Origin of the sequence: Albirhodobacter sp. R86504, assembly GCF_042466415.1 — a bacterium.
GTDB lineage: Bacteria > Pseudomonadota > Alphaproteobacteria > Rhodobacterales > Rhodobacteraceae > Albirhodobacter.
On the sequence record NZ_JAXHCH010000002.1, the window covers coordinates 2,010,975 to 2,033,568 of the forward strand.

General features: G+C 57.8%; 21 protein-coding genes. 11 read left to right on the forward strand and 10 right to left on the reverse strand.

Annotated elements, in window-relative coordinates:
* The first annotated feature begins 192 nt into the window (after positions 1 to 192).
* The gene (locus tag SJY32_RS11665) at positions 193 to 945 is read left to right on the forward strand and encodes a DUF533 domain-containing protein (RefSeq protein ID WP_376875302.1); all 753 of its coding nucleotides are present in this window, start codon (positions 193 to 195) and stop codon (positions 943 to 945) included.
* Between the two features lie 60 nt (positions 946 to 1,005).
* Here SJY32_RS11665 and parC read toward each other — a convergent pair whose 3' ends face one another.
* Positions 1,006 to 3,258, reverse strand: coding sequence for a DNA topoisomerase IV subunit A (gene parC / locus SJY32_RS11670; protein WP_376875305.1), 2,253 nt, complete (start codon positions 3,256 to 3,258; stop codon positions 1,006 to 1,008).
* Between the two features lie 150 nt (positions 3,259 to 3,408).
* Here parC and SJY32_RS11675 point away from each other — a divergent pair, with 150 nt between their 5' ends.
* From SJY32_RS11675 to SJY32_RS11700, 6 genes are all read left to right on the forward strand, one after another.
* Complete coding sequence (locus SJY32_RS11675) at positions 3,409 to 3,831, forward strand: SH3 domain-containing protein (RefSeq protein WP_376875308.1); 423 nt, start codon at positions 3,409 to 3,411, stop codon at positions 3,829 to 3,831.
* A gap of 94 nt (positions 3,832 to 3,925) precedes the next feature.
* Positions 3,926 to 4,759 (forward strand): SDR family NAD(P)-dependent oxidoreductase, encoded by an 834-nt coding sequence (locus SJY32_RS11680; RefSeq protein WP_376875311.1) that lies wholly within the window; start codon positions 3,926 to 3,928, stop codon positions 4,757 to 4,759.
* A gap of 53 nt (positions 4,760 to 4,812) precedes the next feature.
* Positions 4,813 to 5,016: a twin transmembrane helix small protein gene (locus tag SJY32_RS11685; protein ID WP_376875314.1), complete on the forward strand. Its 204-nt coding sequence runs from the start codon at positions 4,813 to 4,815 to the stop codon at positions 5,014 to 5,016.
* 1 nt (position 5,017) lies between these two features.
* Positions 5,018 to 5,590, forward strand: coding sequence for a cob(I)yrinic acid a,c-diamide adenosyltransferase (locus SJY32_RS11690; RefSeq protein WP_376875317.1), 573 nt, complete (start codon positions 5,018 to 5,020; stop codon positions 5,588 to 5,590).
* Between the two features lie 155 nt (positions 5,591 to 5,745).
* Positions 5,746 to 6,504: an electron transfer flavoprotein subunit beta/FixA family protein gene (locus SJY32_RS11695; protein WP_376875320.1), complete on the forward strand. Its 759-nt coding sequence runs from the start codon at positions 5,746 to 5,748 to the stop codon at positions 6,502 to 6,504.
* Complete coding sequence (locus SJY32_RS11700) at positions 6,504 to 7,430, forward strand: FAD-binding protein (RefSeq protein ID WP_376875323.1); 927 nt, start codon at positions 6,504 to 6,506, stop codon at positions 7,428 to 7,430. Before SJY32_RS11695 ends, SJY32_RS11700 begins: the two co-directional genes overlap by 1 nt.
* A gap of 60 nt (positions 7,431 to 7,490) precedes the next feature.
* Here the strand turns inward: SJY32_RS11700 and SJY32_RS11705 are convergent, their stop codons facing one another.
* Positions 7,491 to 8,324, reverse strand: a complete 834-nt coding sequence (locus tag SJY32_RS11705) for a DUF6473 family protein (RefSeq protein WP_376875326.1) — start codon at positions 8,322 to 8,324, stop codon at positions 7,491 to 7,493.
* A gap of 172 nt (positions 8,325 to 8,496) precedes the next feature.
* Between SJY32_RS11705 and SJY32_RS11710 the strand changes: the two genes are divergently transcribed.
* Positions 8,497 to 9,372, forward strand: coding sequence for a 3-hydroxybutyryl-CoA dehydrogenase (locus tag SJY32_RS11710; protein ID WP_376875329.1), 876 nt, complete (start codon positions 8,497 to 8,499; stop codon positions 9,370 to 9,372).
* Positions 9,373 to 9,421: 49 nt separating this feature from the next.
* On the opposite strand, the gene SJY32_RS11715 is transcribed toward SJY32_RS11710, so the two are convergent.
* From SJY32_RS11715 to SJY32_RS11740, 6 genes are read right to left on the reverse strand one after another with little or no spacing between them, the layout of a single operon-like run.
* A complete protein-coding gene (locus SJY32_RS11715; protein WP_376875332.1) occupies positions 9,422 to 9,694 on the reverse strand; it encodes an HPr family phosphocarrier protein in 273 nt (90 codons plus the stop codon).
* The gene (locus SJY32_RS11720) at positions 9,691 to 10,092 is read right to left on the reverse strand and encodes a PTS sugar transporter subunit IIA (protein WP_376875335.1); all 402 of its coding nucleotides are present in this window, start codon (positions 10,090 to 10,092) and stop codon (positions 9,691 to 9,693) included. The genes SJY32_RS11715 and SJY32_RS11720 overlap by 4 nt, the downstream gene beginning before the upstream one ends.
* Complete coding sequence (gene rapZ / locus SJY32_RS11725) at positions 10,089 to 11,042, reverse strand: RNase adapter RapZ (RefSeq protein ID WP_376875338.1); 954 nt, start codon at positions 11,040 to 11,042, stop codon at positions 10,089 to 10,091. The genes SJY32_RS11720 and rapZ overlap by 4 nt, the downstream gene beginning before the upstream one ends.
* Positions 11,039 to 11,485 carry an HPr kinase/phosphorylase gene (locus SJY32_RS11730; protein WP_376875341.1) on the reverse strand — a complete coding sequence of 149 codons (447 nt, stop codon included), beginning with the start codon at positions 11,483 to 11,485 and terminating at the stop codon, positions 11,039 to 11,041. The genes rapZ and SJY32_RS11730 overlap by 4 nt, the downstream gene beginning before the upstream one ends.
* Positions 11,486 to 11,488: 3 nt before the next feature.
* Positions 11,489 to 13,216, reverse strand: coding sequence for a sensor histidine kinase (locus SJY32_RS11735; RefSeq protein ID WP_376875344.1), 1,728 nt, complete (start codon positions 13,214 to 13,216; stop codon positions 11,489 to 11,491).
* Positions 13,213 to 13,914, reverse strand: a complete 702-nt coding sequence (locus SJY32_RS11740) for a response regulator transcription factor (RefSeq protein ID WP_376875347.1) — start codon at positions 13,912 to 13,914, stop codon at positions 13,213 to 13,215. The genes SJY32_RS11735 and SJY32_RS11740 overlap by 4 nt, the downstream gene beginning before the upstream one ends.
* Positions 13,915 to 14,258: 344 nt before the next feature.
* On the opposite strand from SJY32_RS11740, the gene SJY32_RS11745 reads away from it, so the two are divergent.
* Positions 14,259 to 15,857 (forward strand): phosphoenolpyruvate carboxykinase, encoded by a 1,599-nt coding sequence (locus SJY32_RS11745; RefSeq protein ID WP_376875350.1) that lies wholly within the window; start codon positions 14,259 to 14,261, stop codon positions 15,855 to 15,857.
* 91 nt (positions 15,858 to 15,948) lie between these two features.
* Here SJY32_RS11745 and rnr read toward each other — a convergent pair whose 3' ends face one another.
* The gene (gene rnr / locus SJY32_RS11750; protein WP_376877705.1) at positions 15,949 to 18,210 is read right to left on the reverse strand and encodes a ribonuclease R; all 2,262 of its coding nucleotides are present in this window, start codon (positions 18,208 to 18,210) and stop codon (positions 15,949 to 15,951) included.
* Positions 18,211 to 18,282: 72 nt separating this feature from the next.
* Positions 18,283 to 19,422 (reverse strand): succinyl-diaminopimelate desuccinylase, encoded by a 1,140-nt coding sequence (gene dapE / locus SJY32_RS11755; protein WP_376875353.1) that lies wholly within the window; start codon positions 19,420 to 19,422, stop codon positions 18,283 to 18,285.
* Between the two features lie 355 nt (positions 19,423 to 19,777).
* Here dapE and SJY32_RS11760 point away from each other — a divergent pair, with 355 nt between their 5' ends.
* Positions 19,778 to 21,361 carry a Hint domain-containing protein gene (locus SJY32_RS11760; RefSeq protein WP_376875356.1) on the forward strand — a complete coding sequence of 528 codons (1,584 nt, stop codon included), beginning with the start codon at positions 19,778 to 19,780 and terminating at the stop codon, positions 21,359 to 21,361.
* Positions 21,358 to 22,446, forward strand: a complete 1,089-nt coding sequence (locus SJY32_RS11765; protein ID WP_376875359.1) for a Hint domain-containing protein — start codon at positions 21,358 to 21,360, stop codon at positions 22,444 to 22,446. Before SJY32_RS11760 ends, SJY32_RS11765 begins: the two co-directional genes overlap by 4 nt.
* The last annotated feature ends 148 nt before the right edge of the window (positions 22,447 to 22,594 follow it).

The following is a 22,594-nucleotide window of genomic DNA, read 5'->3' on the forward strand; positions in this document are numbered from 1 at the left end:
AAAAATCAAGCCCGCTTGAGCACAGAAGTCGCACAGGACGTAAAAGAGGCGGTTTATCCGCAACGGTCAGCCGCCAATCCGCGTAAAATCGCGCAGGCGAGATGGGCCAAACAGCTACGGTCAAAAGATTTTTAGAGAAATGGCAATATCTCCTGTAGGCTCGTCCTAAATGATTATTTGTGGAGAATTGCGATGTCCTTGATGAAGACCTTGGCCAAGGTCGCACTCGGTGTTGCCGTTGCGAAAGGGATGAAATCAATGTCAGGGAGCGGCGGGCGGACTGGCCGCGCCGAGACCTCATCCGTGAGCGGGCTGGACGGGATGATGGAATCATTGCTTGGCCAGAGAACATCGGGGGCGACTGGCTTGACCGGCGGGTTGGGCGGGCTTCTAGCGCAGTTTACAAGCGGACAAACCTCACGCCGCACAAGTAACGACCGCCCGACATCGAGCGGATTTGGCGGCTTGCTGGGTGCTTTGGGGGGCGCGGGCGGCTTAGGGGCGCTCTTGGCAGGCTCCAGCGGGTTTGGCAGCAAGCTTAACTCCGCTCTCGCGAGTCAAGGGGAGCCCGCACAAGCACCAACCGCTTCTGACGAGGCCCTAGCAGGGTTGATGATTCTAGCGATGACCCAAGCCGCAAAATCGGATGGGGAGATTGATGCGAGGGAGCAAGAAACGATCTTACAGCATTTGGGTGATGTGAGTACGGAGGAAGCCACTTTTGTGCAAGCCGCCTTAGAGGCCCCGCTGGATGTAGAGGCCCTCGCGGCACAAATTCCCCCAGGGTTGGAGGCGCAGGTCTACACGATGTCCGTGATGGCCATTGATCTCGATAACCAACAAGAGGCTCAATACCTCCATTCGCTTGCCCAGATGCTTGAGCTTCGGGAAGAGGACGTGAACAAGATACATTCTGAACTCGGCGCGCCAGCACTCTACGCCTGACGTCCGATCCAATTCTAAAGGCGGCCAGATTGGCCGCCTTTAGATCCTCAAATCCCCAAGCTAGTTAAACTTGTTATCTCGTGGAAACCCTCGCGGGGCCATTCGCCCAGCCGCCGCGCGCTTGGCAAGCCATTCGTCCAAAACCATTTCGGTTCTGGTACGACCGGCCGGATCTTTCCAAGACAAGCCATCCGCCAAAGCAAAAGTCGTGGCATCAACGAGCCCGCCATCTTTATATTTCTGCAGGCGCACACCCTTGCCGCGACCCATCTCCGGCAACTCATCGAGCGGGAAGATCAACAGCTTACGATTTTGCCCGACCACCGCGACATGGTCCCCCGAAACTTTCCGGCAGACCGCTGCCTTGGCCTCGCCGCGCACGTTCAGAACCTGCTTACCCGTTCGCGTTTGCGCCAAAAGCTCCTCGGCGGGCGCCACGAACCCGTCGCCGTCCGTCGAAGCCATCAGGTATTTTTCGCCCGCACGGTAGAGGACAAGATCAGTGATGTCGGCCTCGTTGGGCAAGTCGACCATCAGACGCACCGGCTCGCCCATGCCCCGCCCGCCCGGCAAGTTCGCGCCAAGCAATGTATAGACTCGTCCGTTCGATCCAATCAGCAAGATACGATCGGTTGTCTCGGCGTGGAACACAAAGCGTCCGGTATCGCCATCTTTAAACTTCACTTCCGCATCCAGCGCCTGATGACCCTTCATCGCGCGGATCCAACCCATTTTCGAGCAGATCACCGTAATCGGCTCGCGCTCGATCATCGCTTCGATCGGAACCTCTTCGACATCGCCCGCCTCGGCAAAGCCTGTGCGCCGCGCGCCGCCTTTGGAAGCCTTGCCAAACTGCTTTTGGACATCTTTGAGCTGGACGGAAATCCGCTTCCATTGCTCCGGTTCGGACGCCAACAAGAACGTCAGATCCTCTCGTTCGGCAATCAATGCGTCACGTTCGTTCCGAAGCTCCATCTCCTCAAGGCGCCGCAAGCTGCGCAGACGCATGTTCAGGATCGCTTCGGCTTGAACTTCCGTCAGGAAGACACGATCACCGTCGGTTACTGCCCAATTCTCCGCCATCAATGCGGGCTTGGGTTCGTCTTCGTGACGGATGATTTCGATCACCCGGTCGAGGTTCAGATAGGCCGTGATATAGCCGTTCAGAACTTCCAAACGATGCGCAATCTTATCAAGACGGTGCATCGAGCGGCGGCACAAAACATCGCGGCGATGGTCAAGGAACGCGCGCAGCACTTCCTTCAGCGAACAGACCTTTGGCACGCGGCCGTCGATCAGAACGTTCATGTTCAATGAGAAACGCACTTCGAGATCGGAATTCCGATACAGCATCCCGATCAGCATTTCAGGATCGATGGTCCGCACCTTCGGCTCCAAAATGATCCTGACATCCTCGGTGCTTTCGTCGCGCACATCCGCGAGGGCGGGCACCTTTTTGGTTTGGATCAACTCAGCAAGACGCTCGATCAGCTTGGATTTCTGGACCTGATAGGGGATCTCGGTGACAACAATCTGCCACTGGCCACGGCCCAGATCCTCGACGTCCCACCGCGCGCGCAAGCGGAATGAGCCGCGCCCTGTACGGTAGCTATCGGCGATGGAGTCGCGCGGCTCGACCAGCATACCGCCGGTTGGGAAATCAGGGCCGGGAATCAGATCAACGAGCGCGTCATCCTCAATCTCGGGCTTTTTGATCATCGCGAGGCAGCCCGCGATCAACTCGTCAAGATTATGCGGCGGGATGTTGGTAGCCATGCCAACAGCAATCCCCGAGGACCCGTTGGCGAGAAGATTTGGAAATGCCGCGGGCAAGACCGCAGGCTCGTCCAGAGTTCCGTCGTAGTTCGGACGAAAATCGACCGCGTTCTCGGCTAGGCCTTCCATCAACAACTCGGCAGCGGCTGTCAAACGCGCTTCGGTATACCGCGACGCGGCCGGATTATCGCCATCGATATTCCCGAAGTTCCCCTGCCCGTCAACGAGCGGGTAGCGCATCGCAAAATCCTGCGCCAGACGCGCCATCGCATCGTAAATCGCGCCATCGCCATGCGGATGGTAGTTCCCCATCACGTCGCCCGAAATCTTTGCGGATTTACGGAAGCCCCCAGACGGCGACAGCTTGAGTTCGCGCATCGCATAAAGAATGCGGCGATGAACAGGTTTCAGCCCGTCCCGCGCATCCGGCAAGGCGCGGTGCATAATCGTCGAGAGCGCATAGGTCAGATAACGCTCGCCAATGGCTTTCGCGAGCGGCTCGGAATGGGTGGCGGCGGAGGGATCATGATCGGTCATAGGAGGTGTTTAAATCGGGGCGCGGCCTCGGTCCAGCGGGAAAACTATCCGAAATTGTCGCAAAACTGGCAAGAATTGCCACTTTACGTACAGGGAAGCCTCCGTCACCCTTAGATCATTAAACATTTTGTAAGAGTAATGGAGTTTGTCATGTGGAAACTGGTCCTAAACCTATGCGTCGTAATTTTCATAGCTATGGCTGCCGCCGGAACGAGTGATACCGCCTCGGTTAGCGCACAGGCTTCCAATGTGCATCAGGATGAAACCAATCACGCCCAGACCGAGAAGCGCTCCGTCATGGACTTGGTCGGCTTGCAGGAGGTCGCTGCAATCGAGCGTCACCCTGCCCCAGCCATCGCCAACTCGGAGACAACCGAGTTTTGGCGGGTGACCGGTTCGCGCGTCAATGTTCGTGGTGGCCCGTCAACTTCGGATGAAGTCCTGACAAAACTCGTGCAGGATGAGGAGGTCTTGCTGATCGCTGACAACGGCGAGGGTTGGGCGAAAGTCCTGATCCAAGGCGACGGCGTTGAAGGCTGGATCGCCACCTCCCTCCTTCAACGTACTCAGTAACCGCGCCACCATCTTAACAGCCCCCGCCAACGCAGTAACGCTTGTCGTCGCCCCGACAACCAAATATCCCGCAGGGGAACAAAGCGAGGGGCACATGACACAAAAATCCATCCTCATTACGGGGTGCTCGTCAGGGATCGGCCTCGACGCCGCGCGCAGATTGCACGCCGAAGGATGGCGTGTTCTGGCAACGTGCCGTGACGCAGCCGACTGCGCCAAGCTGGAGGCCGAAGGGTTGGAGAGCTTCCCTCTCGACCTGACGAAGCAATCCTCAATCGAAGATGGCGTCAAAGAGACACTCTCTCGCACGGGGGGCACGCTAGATGCCCTCTACAATAATGCGGCATTCGCCTGCCCCGGCGCGGTGGAGGATCTTCCTTCCGGTGCGTTGCGCGAGATCTTCGAGGTTAATCTATTTGGCCTACAAGAGCTGACGCGCCTCATTATCCCAGTGATGAGGGCACAAGGGCACGGACGGATTTTACAATGCTCGTCGGTTCTCGGGCTTGTCGGCATCCGCTGGCGGGGCGCCTATGTCGCGACAAAATTCGCGCTCGAGGGGCTGACGGATGTTTTGCGGCTGGAAATGCGCGATACAGCGATCAAGGTCATTCTGATTGAGCCCGGCCCTATTCCCTCCAACATCCGCGTAAATTCGATCCCTCATTTCGAGCGCTGGATCGATTGGAAGGCCTCCGCTCGCCGCGCGCAATACGAGGCGAGTTTGCTCAAGCGCCTCTACGAGCCGAGCTCCAAACCCGACCGCTTCCAACTCCCTGCCTCCGCGGTAAGCGACAAAATCCTGATCGCCCTGACCGTGGCAAATCCGCGCGCACGGTATTATGTGACCAAAGCCACATGGATTTCCGCACTCTCGCGACGTATCTTGCCGCCGAGACTTCTTGATTGGGTCATGGCGAAGGCCTAGCGCCTCAAAGTGGCATAGTCTCGCGCAGTGTCTCACGCACATAAGGAACTCCAATGCGTAACGACCCACTCTTTTATATCGTCGCCGCCGCCTGTCTTGCCGTATTGGTGATTCTGATGATCGGCATCGGAGGCTTCGCCAAAGGCGGCGATTTCAATAAAAAGCACGCGAATAAAGTCATGCGACTGCGGATTATCGCGCAAGCCATCGCAATCGTCATGATCTTGCTATTCGTCTGGCTGCGTGGAGGGAGCTAACATGGTTGTTCTGAACAAGATTTATACAAAAACCGGTGATAAGGGCGAAACCGCTCTTGCCGATGGATCGCGTGTCGCCAAACATTCACTGCGCGTCTCGGCTTATGGAACGGTCGACGAGCTAAATTCCCAGCTTGGCGTTGCCCGCCTCCATGCACAGGGTGACACGGCCGCCGCAATCGAGCGTATTCAAAATGATCTCTTCGATCTTGGCGCCGATCTCGCCCGCCCTGACATGCATAAGGATTCCGAGGCCGGCTACCCAGTCCTGCGGGTCGTCGAAACACAAACCGAACGCCTCGAAACCGAGATCGACGCAATGATCGCACGGCTTGAGCCGCTGCGTTCGTTCATCCTTCCAGGTGGCAGCGCCCTTGCCGCGTATTTACATGTCGCCCGCACAGTGGCGCGGCGCGCTGAACGCGATGCAACGGCATTGGCGCTCGACGAAGACGTCAATCCGCACGCGATCAAATATCTCAACCGGCTATCGGATTGGTTTTTCTGCGCAGCCCGCATCGCCAATGACGACGGCCGATCCGACGTCCTGTGGGTGCCCGGCGCAAATCGCTAACAAGACGCGGCCAAGTAGCATTAAACGTGGCGTCTCTTACCAGAAACGTGTCGATTTTACTCTGTCGCCGAGAGCCGTCGTCTTGTAACAAAATTACCGAGAGCATGTTCCGCCACCTCAAGTAGATGGCATAAACAACGAGGGAGACACCGCAAATGAAGGTCTTGGTACCGGTTAAGCGCGTGATCGACTATAATGTGAAAGTTCGTGTGAAAGCGGATGGCAGCGGGGTCGATCTTGCCAACGTAAAAATGTCGATGAACCCGTTCGACGAAATCGCTGTCGAAGAAGCGATCCGCCTGAAAGAAAAAGGCGTTGTCGAGGAAGTCGTCGTTGTGTCAATCGGCGTCAAGCAATCGCAGGAAACCCTGCGGACCGCTTTGGCGATGGGCGCAGACCGTGCGATTTTGATTGTCGCGGCGGATGATGTGCACAATGACATCGAGCCATTGGCGGTCGCGAAGTTGCTCGCGAAAGTCGTGCAAGACGAACAGCCCGGACTCGTCATCGCAGGTAAGCAGGCGATTGATAACGATATGAACGCGACGGGCCAGATGCTCTCCGCGCTGTTGGGTTGGTCGCAAGCGACCTTCGCGTCGCAGGTCGAAATTGCAGATGGCGCCGCAAAAGTAACCCGCGAAGTCGATGGCGGCCTGCAGACGATTTCGGTCCAATTGCCCGCGATCATCACTGCGGATTTGCGCCTCAACGAGCCACGCTACGCTTCGCTTCCGAATATTATGAAGGCGAAGAAGAAGCCGCTCGACGAGAAAACCGCAGCCGATTACGGCGTTGATGTAACGCCGCGCCTCTCGGTCGTGAAAACCACCGAGCCCGCAGGTCGCTCGGCAGGCATTAAAGTCGGCTCGGTAGATGAGCTTGTGGCGAAACTTAAAGACGCGGGGGTCATCTGATGTCGGTTCTCCTGATTGCAGAAATGAACGGTGCGGAGCTCGCGATTGACGCGACCGCGAAGGCGCTGACGGCCGCGAAAGCCCTTGGCCCCGTCACCGTGCTCGTCGCGAGCGGCGAAACCAAGGAAGCCGCCGCTGCGGCTGCCACGCTGGAGGGTGTGGCCAAAGTTCTGACCGCGGATGATGCCGCCTATGCGCATGGCCTCGCCGAACCGGTTGCGGATCTTGTCGTCTCTTTGGCCGGTGGGTTTACCCATATCGTCGCACCGTCGACCGCCTTTGCGAAAAACGCCCTTCCGCGCATTGCCGCATTGCTTGATGTCATGATCCTGTCCGACGTGACTGGCGTGGTCGATGGCGACACATTCGAGCGCCCGATCTACGCAGGAAACGCAATCCAGACAGTTAAGTCGACGGATTCAGTTAAAGTCATGACGATCCGGACAGCCTCCTTCGAGGCTGCTGGCGATGGCGGCTCTGCTACTGTTGAATCAGCGGCCGTTGTGGCTGACAAAGGTTTGTCGAGCTGGATCGAAGACAAAGTCGCGGAATCGGATCGTCCGGAATTGACCTCGGCGAAAGTCGTGGTGTCCGGCGGTCGCGGTGTTGGATCGGAAGATGACTTCGCATTGATCGAAGGCCTCGCGGACAAGCTCGGCGCCGCGGTTGGTGCCTCGCGCGCGGCCGTCGACAGCGGATATGCCCCGAACGATTGGCAGGTCGGCCAGACTGGTAAAGTCGTCGCGCCCGACCTCTATATCGCCGTCGGGATTTCTGGCGCGATCCAGCATTTGGCGGGCATGAAAGACTCCAAAGTCATTGTCGCCATCAACAAAGATGAGGAAGCACCCATCTTCCAAGTTGCTGATTACGGCTTGGTTGCAGATCTGTTTGAAGCGGTGCCGGAACTCACGGGCAAGCTCTGACGCAGTTGCAAAGCTTTAGATTTGGATGGGGCGGGGAGTTTCCTCGCCCCATCTTTTTGACTATCCCCGCTGCGCCATCAACCGCTTCACAACCGGCAGCAGCGCATCCGCGATCTCTCGGTGCACCATCGGGCCCGGCATTTCCGTCGCCGCGAGTTCTTCCAGTGGTCCAAAACGCATCCCTGCCGTACCGACCGCCCGAGACGTAGACGAGGGGCGCACCGTTACCAAGGCATCTGCCCCCGCCTTGATCTCATCCAGCATGCGAGAGGTCACGAGCAACGGCTCACAGCCCAAGCCGCTATCAAGGGGAAGTGGCCTGTGATCCCGAATGTCGAGGAGAATTACCGCCCCTTTGCTCGACGCGAGAAGTAGGCGCATCCGCGAGACCCACGCCTTTCGTAACTCAACCACGAGCTCCTCAAATCGATCAGGTGCGCGTCGCTGCAACGTCTTAAGCATGTGCCGCGTAAAGTTGAACTCCGCAAAATCGATCTCATTGAAGACCGTCTGCATCAATTGGCTTGCGCGCAAGAAACGATCATTCCGCCGTGGATGTACAGCGTAAAATCGGTTTGAAATATTATGTGCCCCCAGCACTTGGACAATCGTCACATGCGCTTTGCGGGTCATCTTGCCGACCTCGGCATCATTCAAGAAAACATCCACGCCCGCATTCAGATATCCAAGGTTCGCAACAGGCATCTCCAAAGCCTGCTCTATCAGATAGGGCCACGGGTCCTGCACGAATTTACCGTAGGTTTCCGTGCCTCCGATGGCAGCGATGTAAGGTCGATCCAGCGCGCATTGAGGCCCGCGGAAGAGTAATTTTGATTTGCCATATCGGCATGGATAGTAATCGAGCGCGCCTGCGCCCTGATGCTCGAAAGCCATTGCCCCACCTCTCAATAAAGTCACCCGCCCCCACCTTGCCGATGAAGGCTTTCGAATTGGCTAAAGGAAAAATGCGATTCAACTGTGGGCCCATTTCGATGATGACGCATAGAGCTTGCGCCGCCCTAAGCCTGCCGCTTATGGTCTGGCTTAGCAGTGGAAAGGGATCACTATGGGCATTCAATCGGTCGGGATCGTCGGCGCGGGGCAGATGGGCAACGGTATTGCGCATGTGTTCGCATTGGCCGGATATGACGTTCTTCTCAACGATATCAACGCCGAAGGCCTTTCAAACGCACTAAAGCTGATCGAGAAGAACCTTGATCGCCAAGTGTCGCGCGAAAAGATCAGCCAATCAGATCGCGATAGCGCGCTTGGCCGCATTTCGACGACGCTGACCCTCACAGATCTCGGTCAATGCGATCTGATTATCGAGGCTGCAACCGAGCGCGAAGAGGTAAAGCAAAAGATCTTCGATAGTTTGTTGCCACACCTTAAGCCGGAAACGATCCTGACTTCGAATACTTCGTCGATTTCAATCACGCGCCTTGCCTCGCGCACCGATCGTCCCGAAAAATTCATGGGGTTCCATTTCATGAACCCTGTTCCGATCATGCAGTTGGTCGAGTTGATCCGCGGCATCGCGACAGATGAGGCGACCTACAAATCCCTCCATGAGGTCGTTGAAAAGCTTGGGAAAACCGCGGCGAGTGCGGAAGACTTTCCTGCCTTTATCGTCAACCGGATCTTGATGCCCATGATCAACGAGGCGGTCTATACGCTTTATGAGGGCGTTGGAAACGTGCGATCAATCGACGAATCAATGAAGCTCGGCGCGAACCACCCGATGGGGCCACTCGAGCTCGCAGATTTCATTGGTCTGGACACCTGCCTTGCCATCATGAACGTGCTGCACGATGGATTGGCGGATACGAAATACCGTCCGTGTCCGCTTCTGACCAAATATGTTGAGGCCGGCTGGTTGGGACGCAAAACGGGTCGTGGCTTCTACGACTATCGCGGCGAAACGCCGGTTCCGACGCGGTAAGCGCGGACATAGAGATTTGTAAACGGGGGGCCGTGGCCCCCCTAGCCGATCACATATCTTCGCCGAACCGGTTTGCAACGAGTTCACGCAGCGCCTGCGCCAAAGCTTCGTCGTCGGGGCCTGTGCAGGTTACCAGAATAGATGTGCCTTTTGAGGCAGCCAACATTAACAACCCCATGATAGAATCGCCGGTGACGCGCATCCCGTCTTTCTCGACATGCGCTTGCGCCTCGAACTGCTCGACTACCTCGACAAACTTGGCCGAGGCGCGTGCGTGCAATCCTTTGACGTTGACGATCTCAAGCTCCATCGGGTCGGTCATTTATATCCTCCGGTGGGGATCGAATAGCTGTTGATGTATTTGCGCCCTGCTTCCAACGCGGCCCCCACGGCCGATTGCACGTCGAGCGAGCGCGATTTGGCAAGCTTGATCAATAGCGGGAGATTGGCGCCGTAAATAATCTCGCGGTTCGCAGCTTCACAGGCCATCAAAGACAGGTTCGAGGGCGAGCCACCGAAGATATCGGTCACCACGACAACCCCGTCGCCACTGTCCACCGCATCCGCCGCGATGCAGATTTCCGCCTGCTTCGACTGACGGTCATGGTCCGCTTCCATAGTTATGGCGCGGATACCACTTTGCGGCCCAACAACATGCTCAATCGCTGCGAGATATTCTCGCGCGAGCCCGCCATGTGCAACGATCACGATTCCGATCAAGCGTCTTTCCCTGTCACATTGCCATGCGAGACGAGGCCCCGCCGCTCCAGTTCACGATGTCTTTTAGACACGTGCCAGCCGCCCTCTGCAAGCAGATTGGACATGATTTCTGTCAAGGCAACGGAGCGGTGTTGCCCTCCTGTACAGCCGAAGCCGATCGAGAGGTGGCTTTTGCCCTCCTCCAGATGCGCCGGCAATACAAATTGCAGCAAGCCGTGCACGTGATCGACGAAGCCAGTGAAGCGTTCATCACGTGCGATATAGGCCTGAACGGCCGCATCACGCCCGTCCATCGGGCGCAGATCCGCGTTCCAGTGCGGGTTAGACAGGAAACGGCAATCAAACATGATGTCGATCCCGCGCGGCGTCCCACGTTTGTAGGAAAACGAATGCAACGACACCGACATCTGTGGCACATGCATCCGCGAAAACCATCGCGTCACTTCCGCCCGACAGTCATGCACCGTCATCGCCGAGGTATCGATCAGAACGTCCGCGCGCTGCCGGATTGGCGCGAGCATATCCAATTCTTGTGCGATACCAACCAAAGGGCTATCGATCGAGAGCGGATGGCGCCGGCGCGTCTCTGAATAACGCCGGACCAAAACATCAGCCGCACAATCAAGATAGAGAACTTCCAGTGTGATCGCAGGTTCCCGTGTGAGGCGATCAATCATCTCGATCAAACCCGCAGCGGAAAACTCGCGATTTCTGACATCAATCCCCAACGCCAGCGGCTGTCCGAGAGGCGAAGACAAAAGCCGCGGCACGAGCGACAATGGCAAATTGTCTATCGTTTCATATCCAAGATCTTCCAGCGTCGAGATCGTCGTGGATCGTCCCGCTCCCGATGGCCCCGTGACGAGCACAACACGCTGGCTTTGGGATGGATCAGCTTGCGCATCATCTTGCGCCGAGTCCTTCGCGTGAGGGTGCTCAACTTCGGTCATATGTCTCGCCCCTCCTTCAAATACTGCAGAATCCCTAGCCAAGCCTGCGCAGAGCCGCCCGCGAGCACAAGAGGCAAAGCGATATTTTCGGCACTCCAAAGATGCGCAGACGGATAGCGATCAGGTTCGGGACGCCCCAGATCAACGGCCAGATGCAGCGGCGCCTCACTCAAGAACTGCGCGCGTAAGAGTCCGATGCCTCGCGCCTCGATCTTGCCTTGCAGCACAGGCGGCGCCGACGCAATCAGCGCGCCGTCGCGCGCGACAAGCGTAGTCTGATCGTCAGCAACCAAAACCGCGCCATGCGCCATCAACTGCAAAGCGAGGGTTGATTTACCCGTGCCCGAGGGCCCCAAAATAAGACAGCCGCGCCCGTTGAGCGCGACTGTCGAAGCGTGAATGGTACGCGGATCGGATAGAGGAGGCTTTGACGCCATCGACATAGGTTAAACCGGCAGCCCCACGACAAAGCGCGCACCCAAAGGCTCCGATGTGATGTCGGCATCCGTGGGGCGGATATTCTCGGCCCAGATCACGCCACCGTGCGCCTCAACGATCTGCTTTGAGATGGCTAAGCCAAGGCCCGAGTGATCCCCGAACTGGCCCTCCGGCCGCTCTGAATAAAACCGCTTGAAGACCTTACCCAAAGCCTCCTCCGGAATGCCGGGGCCTGTATCCTCTACCACGATCAAAACACGGTTCTCACGTTTACGCGCCCAAATCCGTACGGCATCCCCCTCCTCGCAGAAGGAAATTGCATTGGTGATCAGGTTCACGAAAACCTGCGCTAGACGCCCTTCCAGACCGAGGATCTCGATCGGGCGCTGAGGAAGGTCGGTGATAAACTCAACTTGTTTCGCCGTTGCTTGCTGGCCAAGGTATTCTGCAAGGTTCGAGAGCGTCTTGATCAGATCAAACGCTTCTTCTTCTTCGCGCACCAGCTCACTGTCCAGACGTGATGCATTCGAGATGTCGGACACCAGCCGATCGAGCCGCCGCACATCATGATCGATCACTTCCAGCAATCGCGCTCGGTGATCCTCCCGCTTCACAATATGAAGCGAAGCCACCGCAGAGCGCATTGAGGCAAGGGGGTTTTTGATCTCATGGGCGACATCCGCCGCGAATTGTTCATTTGCATCGATCCGGTCGTAAAGCGCCGCGACCATGCCCCGCATCGCGCCGGACAATCGCCCAATCTCGTCAGGCCGCGCTGTTAAATCGGGAATGCGAACGCGCGAGGGCGACATTTTGCGAGCATTCTTATCGCGCCCGATTTCGGCAGCTGCCGCCAAATCTGACAACGGATTGGCGATTGTCGACGCCAGAACGAGCGACAAGCCGATGGAAACGATGATCGCAATGACGAACATCTGCAATACCTGCTCACGCTCAACGCGCACGAGCTGGTCGATTTCGCCCGCAGCCGATGTAAGAGCAATCCGCCCGACCTGAGACCCGTTTTGATAAAGCCCTGTGCCGACCGCGAAAATCATCGCGCCATTCACGTCACGACTGGTTTCGACTTGCGTGACATCTGGCGAAAGGGATCGCACCACGGCATCGGCAATTCCGCGGGTATCAACCGTGGAGTCTCCGCTTGGCGCGCGGTTGAGAAGCATCGCGAGCCCGTCCCAAAGCCGCCCGAGCGCATCGGTGATCAAGGTTGAACGATGATCGGAATTCAATCCGTTGACAGCCTCAGGCGCAGCAGTCGGCACGGAGGCGCTGGAAGCAACCAAAGCGCCCGTCGTATCAAAGACGAACAACTCTGCCCCGATCGGAAGCTCAATTCCCGACAAAACATCCGCGACATCCAGCCCGTCGCCCACCGCAAGATTTACGGGCGCCTCTTTGGGCATCCGCGCCTCAAATACGTCCGCCAGAAGCTGCGCCTCGGTCGCGATCGCGGCTTCGCGCTGAAGCACGAGGCTATCGCGGAACGGGTTGAGGTAGAGGACACCCGCCACCATAATAATCATCGCGATCAAGTTAAACATGATGATCTTGCGCGCGAGCGGCGACGAGTTGAGCGAAATCACCCCCCGCCGAGAACGTCCCTCGCGCAACTCATTGTCAACCGCGCTTTCGGGCGCGATCCAATCCTCTCCGAGGACCACATCTGTTCTAGGCGGCTTTGCCTTACCCACTCCGATCCCCGACGCGATAGTCATTCTTCGTTGTAACGATAGCCGATGCCATAGAGTGTCTCGATGGCTGAAAACTCGTCATCCGCAGTCCGCATTTTCTTGCGAAGGCGTTTGATATGGCTGTCGATTGTGCGGTCATCGACATAGACTTGATCGTCGTAGGCCACATCCATCAACTGGTCCCGCGATTTCACGAAGCCAGGGCGAGTCGCAAGCGCTTGCAGTAACAAGAACTCTGTCACCGTCAAAGTGACCTCATTCCCCTTCCACGTCACCGAATGGCGCAGAGGGTCCATCGAAAGCGCCCCGCGGACCATGACTTTCGTATCCTCGGTCGTCGCGACTTCGCCTGTCGTAATCGCATCTTGGCGACGCAACAACGACCGGATGCGCTCGACGAGTAGGCGTTGGGAAAACGGCTTCTTGACGTAGTCATCGGCGCCCATCCGAAGGCCCAAAACCTCGTCAATCTCGTCATCTTTCGACGTCAGGAAAATCACGGGCATCGTCGTTTTCTGGCGCAGACGCTGCAGCAGGTCCATGCCATCCATGCGCGGCATTTTGATGTCCAAAACGGCCATGTCGGGCAGGCGCTTGTTGAACGCATCCAACGCTGATTGCCCGTCATTATAAGTCTCAACCTCGAAGCCTTCAGCCTCAAGCGTCATTGAAACTGAAGTTAGAATATTGCGGTCATCATCGACCAACGCGATTCTCGACATCGTTTGTACCCCACAACACATTCGTTATTTTTCGGCGATTGTCGCCTTTCGCGCGCGGGGAATCAACCTTGATGTGCGAATCACAGGGCGGCACCGAATCATCCGTGCGAAAAAAGCAGAAGTTCGACTAATTTGCCGCACCTCTGAGCATCTGGTTCATTTGGTTGCGCTAACCCGAAAAGTGGTTGCGCTAACAGGGGTTAGGTAGGGTAGCCCATCATGAAAACGTCATGTTATACCCCCTTATCGGGACGTCGAAATCGACCCGGTCGGTATCCCAAGGCCCGGGATGCCGGGAGGAATCCTAAAATAGACGCCGCATGACGGCATCAGGAGCTTACAAGATGAGCATTGGACGTGTGAACCCGACGAACCGCCTTGAAGATCAGGGCATTTCCGGTCTGGGCAATGTCTATTATAACCTGATCGAGCCCGCCCTCGTCGAAAGCGCTTTGCAGCGCGGCGAGGGAACACTGGGCAAAGGGGGCGCTTTCTATTGCACCACCGGATCCCATACGGGACGGTCGCCCAAGGATAAATTCGTTGTGCGCACGCCCGGCGTCGAAGACAGCATCTGGTGGGATAACAATGCCCCGATGTCGCCTGACCATTTCGACATCCTGCACACCGATATGATCGCGCACATGAAGGGCAAGGATTACTTCGTCCAAGACCTCTATGCAGGTGCCGATGCCGAAGAACGCCTTGACGTGCGGGTGGTAACCGAGCTCGCGTGGCACGGCCTCTTCATCCGTCACATGCTGCGCCGTCCAGAAGCGTCAGAGCTAGAGGCATTCCAACAAGATTTCACGATCATCAACTGCCCGACGTTTAAAGCAGATCCGTCGCGTCACGGCTGTCGGTCGGAGACCGTGATCGCGATGAACTTCGAGAAGAAGCTGATCCTGATCGCAAACACCGCTTATGCGGGCGAGAACAAGAAATCCGTCTTCACGCTTCTCAACTACATCCTGCCCGGCAAGGGTGTGATGGCGATGCATTGCTCCGCCAACCACGCCATTGGCAACGAAGACGACACGGCGATTTTCTTCGGTCTTTCGGGCACCGGTAAGACGACGCTCTCGGCGGACCCGTCGCGCATCCTGATCGGTGATGACGAGCACGGCTGGTCAGATCGCGGGACATTCAACTTCGAGGGTGGCTGCTACGCGAAAACCATCAACCTCAATGCTGAGGCCGAGCCGGAGATCTACGCGACATGCTCGAAATTCGGCACTGTTGTTGAGAACATGGTGTTCGATGCAGACACGCTGGAACTCGATTTCGAAGACAATTCGATAACCGACAATATGCGTTGCGCCTACCCGCTTGATTACATCTCGAACGCCTCGGAAAGCTCGCTTGGCGGTCACCCGAAGAATATCATCATGCTCACGTGCGACGCTTACGGTGTCTTGCCCCCGATCTCGAGGCTGACTCCTGCGCAAGCGATGTATCATTTCCTATCCGGTTTCACGTCGAAAACACCGGGAACGGAAGTCGGAATCGTTGAGCCCACGCCGACATTCTCAACATGCTTTGGCGCGCCTTTCATGCCGCGTCGGCCAGAGGTCTACGGCAAGCTCTTGCAAGCCAAGATCGCAGAGTTTGGATCGTCGTGCTGGTTGGTCAACACCGGTTGGACCGGCGGCGCGTTCGGTACTGGGAAACGCATGCCGATCAAGGCAACCCGTGCCCTGCTGACCGCGGCGCTTGACGGTTCGCTCAACACTGCAGAGTTCCGCAAAGATCCGAACTTCGGATTCGATGTGCCGGTCTCTGTCGAAGGTGTTGACGATACCTTGCTCAACCCGCGCGATACCTGGACAGACAAGGCAGCATATGATGCGCAAGCGGCGAAACTTGTCGGCATGTTCTGCGACAACTTCGCACAATACGTCCCGTTCATCGACGAGGACGTTAAGGCGGCCGCGATCGGTTGATAGCTGAAAACACGTAAAGAAAAGGCCGAGCTCAATGCTCGGCCTTTTTGATTTCAGACGCTTGCGCAGTCTCGCAGCGCACAGCCGTTGTTTACTTATCGCGCCGGATCCGCTTCAGCTTTCGCTTTACGCCGCGCTCATGAGACTTGAACGATGCAGGCTTGCGCGGCGCACCACGTCCGCGCCCCTTGCCCCGCGCGCCCCCGCCACCGGTCGGCAACGGATCACCGTCTACGGACAACAGCTCGAGCATCACGCCCCCTGTCAAAGGCACCGCTTCGGCCAAACGCACAGTCACCTTTTGGCCAATCCCCAACACCAAGCCACTCTCGCCCCCGGTCAGCGTTTGTGCATCGCGGTCGTAGTGGTAGAACTCGCGCCCGATCGACCGCACAGGCACAAGCCCGTCAGCACCGGTCTCGGTCAGCTTTACAAAACATCCGAAGCTTTGGACGCCCGAAATCCGGCCTGCAAATTCGCTCCCGACGCGATCCGAGAGATACGCCGCGAGATAGCGATCGGTCGTATCGCGTTCCGCAATCATCGAACGACGCTCGGTGTCGGAGATCTGCTTGGCTGTGTCTTCCAGATTTTCGACGTCCCACTCGGAAAGGCCATCTTTGCCCCAGTCGTGGCCCGCGATCAACGCACGGTGCACGATCAAATCCGAATAGCGCCGGATCGGCGAGGTGAAATGCGCGTAAGACCGCAATGCCAATCCGAAATGCCCGAAATTCTGCGGAAAATAATACGCCTGCGTCATGGATCGCAACGTACTGACATTCATCAATTCGGCGAATTCGGTCCCCTCGGCATCACTCAAAAGCTTGTTCAGATGGGCCGTCTTGAGCACTTGCCCCTTCGCGAAGTTGAAGCCAGACGCCTGCGCAACTTCACGTAAAGATTCGAGCTTATCTGCCGATGGCTCCTCATGGACGCGGTAGAGCAAGGGGCGCTTGAGACGCTCCAACTCCTCGGCGGCCGCCACATTCGCAAGGACCATAAACTCTTCGATCAGCTTATGCGCATCCAGCCGCTCTTTGAAAGCAACCGAGGTCACCTTACCGTCCTCCGAAAGGACAATTTGCCGCTCGGGCAAATCTAGCTCCAGCGGCTGACGCATTTGCCGCGCTTTGAGAAGGGCCTCATACGCGCCATATAGTGGTGCAATCACGTCCTCATAAAGCGCGCTCACACGGTCAGAGGCATGGCCGTCGCGTGCGGCTTGCGCATCCTCATAGGCAAGCGACGCAACCGAACGGATCATCCCGCGCGTGAACCGATGTGCCAGCTTACGCCCATCTGCCGAAAGCTGCATCCGGACTGCAAGGACCGCCCGATCCACATTCTCATGCAATGAGCACAAATCGCCGGACAAGCGATCCGGCAGCATCGGCACAACGCGGTCAGGGAAGTAGCTCGAATTGCCACGTTTGCGCGCCTCCCGATCAAGCTCTGATCCGGGTGTGACATAGGCGGCCACATCCGCAATCGCGACCCAAAGAACAAAGCCGCCCTTGTTTGCAGGATCGTCGTCGTGGTGGACATGGCATGCGTCATCGCGATCGCGCGCATCGGAGGGGTCAATCGTGACGAAGGGCAAACCGCGCAAATCCTCGCGCTTGCCTAATGTTGCAGGCTCCGCCGCATCCGCTTGCGCCACCACGGCATCAGGGAAATCATCGGGGATACCATGTTGATGAATCGCGATTAATGAAACCGCACGCGGCGCAGATGGGTCGCCCAGACGTTCAATAACCCGCGCCTGCGGTAACCCCATGCGTTTCGGCCCGACTTGCTCGGCCTCGACAAGTTCACCGTCGCGCGCATCATTCGTACCACCCGATGCAACCCGCCATTCCTGATCGGATTTCTTGTCGATCGGCAAGATACGGCCACCTTCGGCCGTCTTGCGGAAAATCCCGACGACACGGTGGCTCGCTTGACCAATCTTACGGATGAGCCGCGCCTCATATCCCTCGGGTGTTTCGGTCAACCGGCCCAAGATCCGATCGCCACCACCAAGTGCGGGATCGCCATCGCGCGTGATTATCGAAACGAGCGGCGCTGGCGTGTCGAGCGCCCATTCCGCGGGCTCCGCAAACAAATCACCATTCGCATCGGGCGCCATCACGCGCAACATCGTCACAGGCGGCAGTTTGGTTGGATCAGCATAGGTCGTCTTACGCCGTTCCAGCTTCCCTTCCGCCTCCATCTCTTTGAGGATGCGTTTCAATTCGATGCGCGCCGCGCCTTTGATACCAAACGCCTTCGCGATATCGCGTTTTGCGCTGGAAGCGGGATGATCGGTGATCCAGTCGAGGATCTGTTGCTTGCTGGGGATCTGGGGAATGCTCATGCGCCCGCTTTAGCACGCCGCGCGGCCCGCGTCATGCGGAGAAACGCTCCCCTCAGTTTTCACCGGTCAGGCAAAGTAGTCATGCAAAGCGCGTGCGTAAATCGACTTTAGCGCATGGATCTGCGCGACAGGCACGCGCTCGTCCGTCTGGTGCATCCGGTCGCCGACGAGGCCAAACTCCACCACCGGGCAATGGTCCTTCACAAACCTTGCATCCGACGTCCCGCCGGAAGTCGACAGAACGGGCTTGCGCCCCGTTTCCCGCTCCACCGCGCTGGCAATCATCTCAACGAATGCCCCCGGCGGGGTCACGAAGCTTTCGCCCGAGACTTCGGTCCGCAGGGTGAACTGAACCCCTGTCGCCTTTGCAACGGCGTCGGCCAAGCTACGCCCCCACGCGTCGATCGTTTGACTGCTGTGCGCGTCGTTGAACCGGATGTTGACCGTGGCACGGGCCTCACGCGGAATGACATTGTTGGCGGGGTTGCCGCAATCAATCGTCGTAATCTGTAGCGTCGAAGCGTCAAAGTGATCCGTGCCCTCATCTAGCGGCGTCGCGGTCATCTGACCCAGCAGATCCGTCAGCGCATGCAGCGGATTTTTTGCGCGATGCGGATAGGCGGAATGGCCCTGCACCCCGACCGCCTCAATGAAGAAGGTCATCGAACCTCGGCGCCCGATTTTCATCATCTCGCCCATTTCATTCGGGCATGTTGGCTCGCCCACGAGGCAGACATCCATTTTCTCGCCGGCCTGCGCCATCCAATCGAGAAGCGCCCGCGTGCCATCTTTACCCGCGCCTTCCTCGTCTCCGGTGATCGCCAAAATCAACGCGCCGGAGGGCGGCGTCTCGCGCACGAAATCGACGGCCGCCGCAACGAAGGCAGCAACGCCGGATTTCATATCCTGCGCCCCGCGCCCCCAGAGCACGCCGTCAATCTCGGCGGCTGAGAATGGCGGGTGCGTCCAGGCCGCGGCATCCCCTGTCGGCACGACATCCGTATGCCCGTTGAACCCGAAAGTCTTCGCCCCCTTATCGCCCCAGCGCGCAAACAGGTTGGAAATCCCGTTGCGATCGACGCGCGTGCACGAAAATCCCGCATCGGTCAAAACGCCCTCCAGCAGAACCAAAGCCCCGCCCTCCTCTGGCGTAACCGAGGCGCAACGGATCAGATCGGCGGTGAGCTTTGCGGGGCAAACTGTCATTTTAATCTCCGGCTGTTTGCCCAAGCCCTACCTCCGAGCGGCCCCGCGCGCAACCACAGCGGCACCGCAACCGCAGGGTGAAAAGCAGATCTGCCCCCATCCGCTTTGCCAGAGGCTCGCTGTTGCACAGCCGCAACTACCGCGTTGCAGAAATGCAAAAAGTGTTAACAGAGCCCCATAACTCCGTCACTATATTGAATAATTAATAAGTGACCCGAGGCAGGGCGAGCGAAACCGGCAACAGACCGGCACGACCAGATAGGCAAGAGATCCGTATAAACGGACCGACGCACATGGCCGGACACAAAATACGGTGTCCGCGTTCGCAATGTCTCCAACGTATTGGGGCAGGCAAATGGCACGAGCGGCAGAGTTAAGCTACAACACGAACGCATCAGCGATTCAGATGGCGAATACGATCTTCGGTGACGGCGTTGATGTGGTGAGCGCGTCTTACACCGGCGATTCTCGTTCGGCGGCGATCTATTCGAATGGTGACAGCCTTTCATCAGAGGCAACACCGTCCGACACCGGCGTCATTCTCTCAACCGGCAGAGCCGATGGATTCACCAATTCATCCTCATGGTATAGCTCGGACCCGAACCGATCCAGCTCAACATCTACGGATACAAAAGGCGTCGACAATAACGCGGACTTCAATGCCGCAGTCGGCAGCAACACGTACGACGCCGCGTGGCTGGACGTGGATTTCATTCCCACCGGCGACGTGATGACGGTTTCTTTCACTTTCGCATCCGAGGAATATCCAGAATATGCGGGCTCGATCTATAACGACATGTTCGTCGTCTGGGTCAACGGCCAGCCCGTCGACCTGTCCATCGGCAACGGAGACAGCTCGATCACGAATGTCTCGTCGATCAACAATGAGAACCTCTACGTCTCGAACACGAACGACGACTATAATACCGAGATGGACGGGTTCACGATCACCATGTCCCTTACGTTCCCCGTCAATTCGGGCGCACTTAACTCGCTGCGCCTCGGGATCGCGGATGTCACGGATAGCAACTACGACAGCGCTGTGTTGATTGCCGCGGATTCCATCCAAACGGTTCTGATCGCAGAAGATGACGCCGTTGCCATGTTTCCCGATCAAACCCGCACCTTCGACGTGCTCGCAAATGATCTGAACAACACGACGGGCACTTTGACGATTACCGCGATCAACGGCGTTCCCGTCAACGCAGGCGATTCCGTGACGTTGCAAAGCGGCGAAACGGTGACCTTGAACGCGGATGGCACCCTCACTTTCGTAGCGGATTCGGATATTGATACGGCCTCGCTCACCTATGAAATCACGTCCTCATCCGGAGAAACGGATGTCGGGTTCATCACAATCGGGACCGTGCCGTGCTTTGTAAGCGGCACTATGATTGCGACGGTCGACGGGATGCGACCTGTCGAGACCCTGAAGATCGGTGATCTTATCTTGACGGAAGATGACGGGCCCCAGCCCCTGCGCTGGATCGGGATGCGCAAGGTTGTGGCGGAGGGGTGCTTTGCGCCCATCGCAATTGAAGCAAACAGCTTGGGTGATCACGGCGCGTTGCGCTTATCCCCGCAGCACCGTGTACTGGTGCGCGATCCTGCGGCGGAAATCCTGTTCGGAAATGCCGAGGTGCTGATCGCGGCGAAAGATCTGGTGAACGGCGCATCGATCCGCGTGGTCGAAGGGGGCCATGTGACATACGTGCATATCTTGTTTGATCGCCATCAAGTTGTGCGCGCGGAAGGGCTCGCGACCGAGAGTTTCCTGCCCGGCCCTCACGTGATGAACACGATGGAGGAGGCCGTTCAGGCGGAAATTCTCGCGATATTCCCCGAACTGGCGGCATCCCCCGAGAGCTATCCCGCAGCCCGACCGATGCTGCGGGGCTATGAGGCGCAACTCCTCAAGTCTGAAGCGAAGGCGGCATGACCAGAGGCTGGATCGCATGCAGCGGCCCCCTCACCGAGGGCCGCGCGACGTCTCTCGCGCAACGCACAATGCCGACCTCGCTCCCGTCGGGATCTTTGGTCGTTGAACTCACAGTCCCGCGCGGACAAATCGGCCCGTTTTCGGTTCTGGAGCATACCATGCCGCCTACGCGCGACAGCGGGATGAAGATGATCACCATGCATGTCACAGGCACGGGACAGTTGGTGTTTACACGCATGGAGGGAACCGACCGCCGAAGCCTTCATTTGGATGCGAGCTCAACCCTCGCAAATGGCGGATGCCTCCGCATCACGTATCACTGGGCGTCGGATAGGAGTTTCCTTACCGTTGAAGCGCCGGATGAAGGCATCATCCGGCAAAAATCCGGCGCGGGCACGCCCCCAATCGAGGGCAATGATCTTAGCGCACTCTTTGACCGAGACGCGCAAGGGGATCACGTGGCATGGCTCGCTGTGGGAGATCACTATCAGCCCATTGGCCCTGCGGCGTGCTTTGCGCCCTCCACCGCGATTCAGACGCCTAACGGCCCCTGCCCAGCCGCGCAGATCAGAGCCGGCGATTGGGTCGAAACAAGCGATGCCGGCCCGCAACAGGTGATTTGGGCAGGGCGCACGACTTGGCCGGCGATGGGGAGCTTCGCCCCTGTCCGTTTGGGCGCTCCGGCGTTCGGACTGGGATCAGATCTGTGGTTGATGCCATCACACCGCGTCGCGGTCTCCGGCGCGTCCGTGGAGTACAACACAGGGCGCGAAACAATGCTCATCGCTGCGCGCCACCTCGTTGATAACTGCGCGGTGAGCCGCGTCTATGCGCCCAGATTACTCACGTGGCACGGGATTTTGCTGCGGGAGCACCATCTCCTGAACGCGGATGGATGTCAGGTAGAAAGCCTTTTCACAGGGGGGCTAGGCGCCTGCATTGATGTGCAAAAAACCACCGCCCTCGCGGATTTGGCGGGTGATCTCCCCCTTCAAAGACCGCTTTTCCTGCGCGAAATCAGTCACGTAGAGGAAATCACTGTCGTCACGGCCCGCGCGCAGGCACGCAGCCCGATCGCGGCTTAAGGCACATGATAAGAGGGACATATTAAAACAAAATACAACCGCACATCGCATTTATATTGCGTGATCGATTTTGAATGGGTAGCTATGATGCAACTGCAGCATCAGGGCTTGCGCGCGATTCCATGCCGCGCGGTGATGGCCCTCTGAG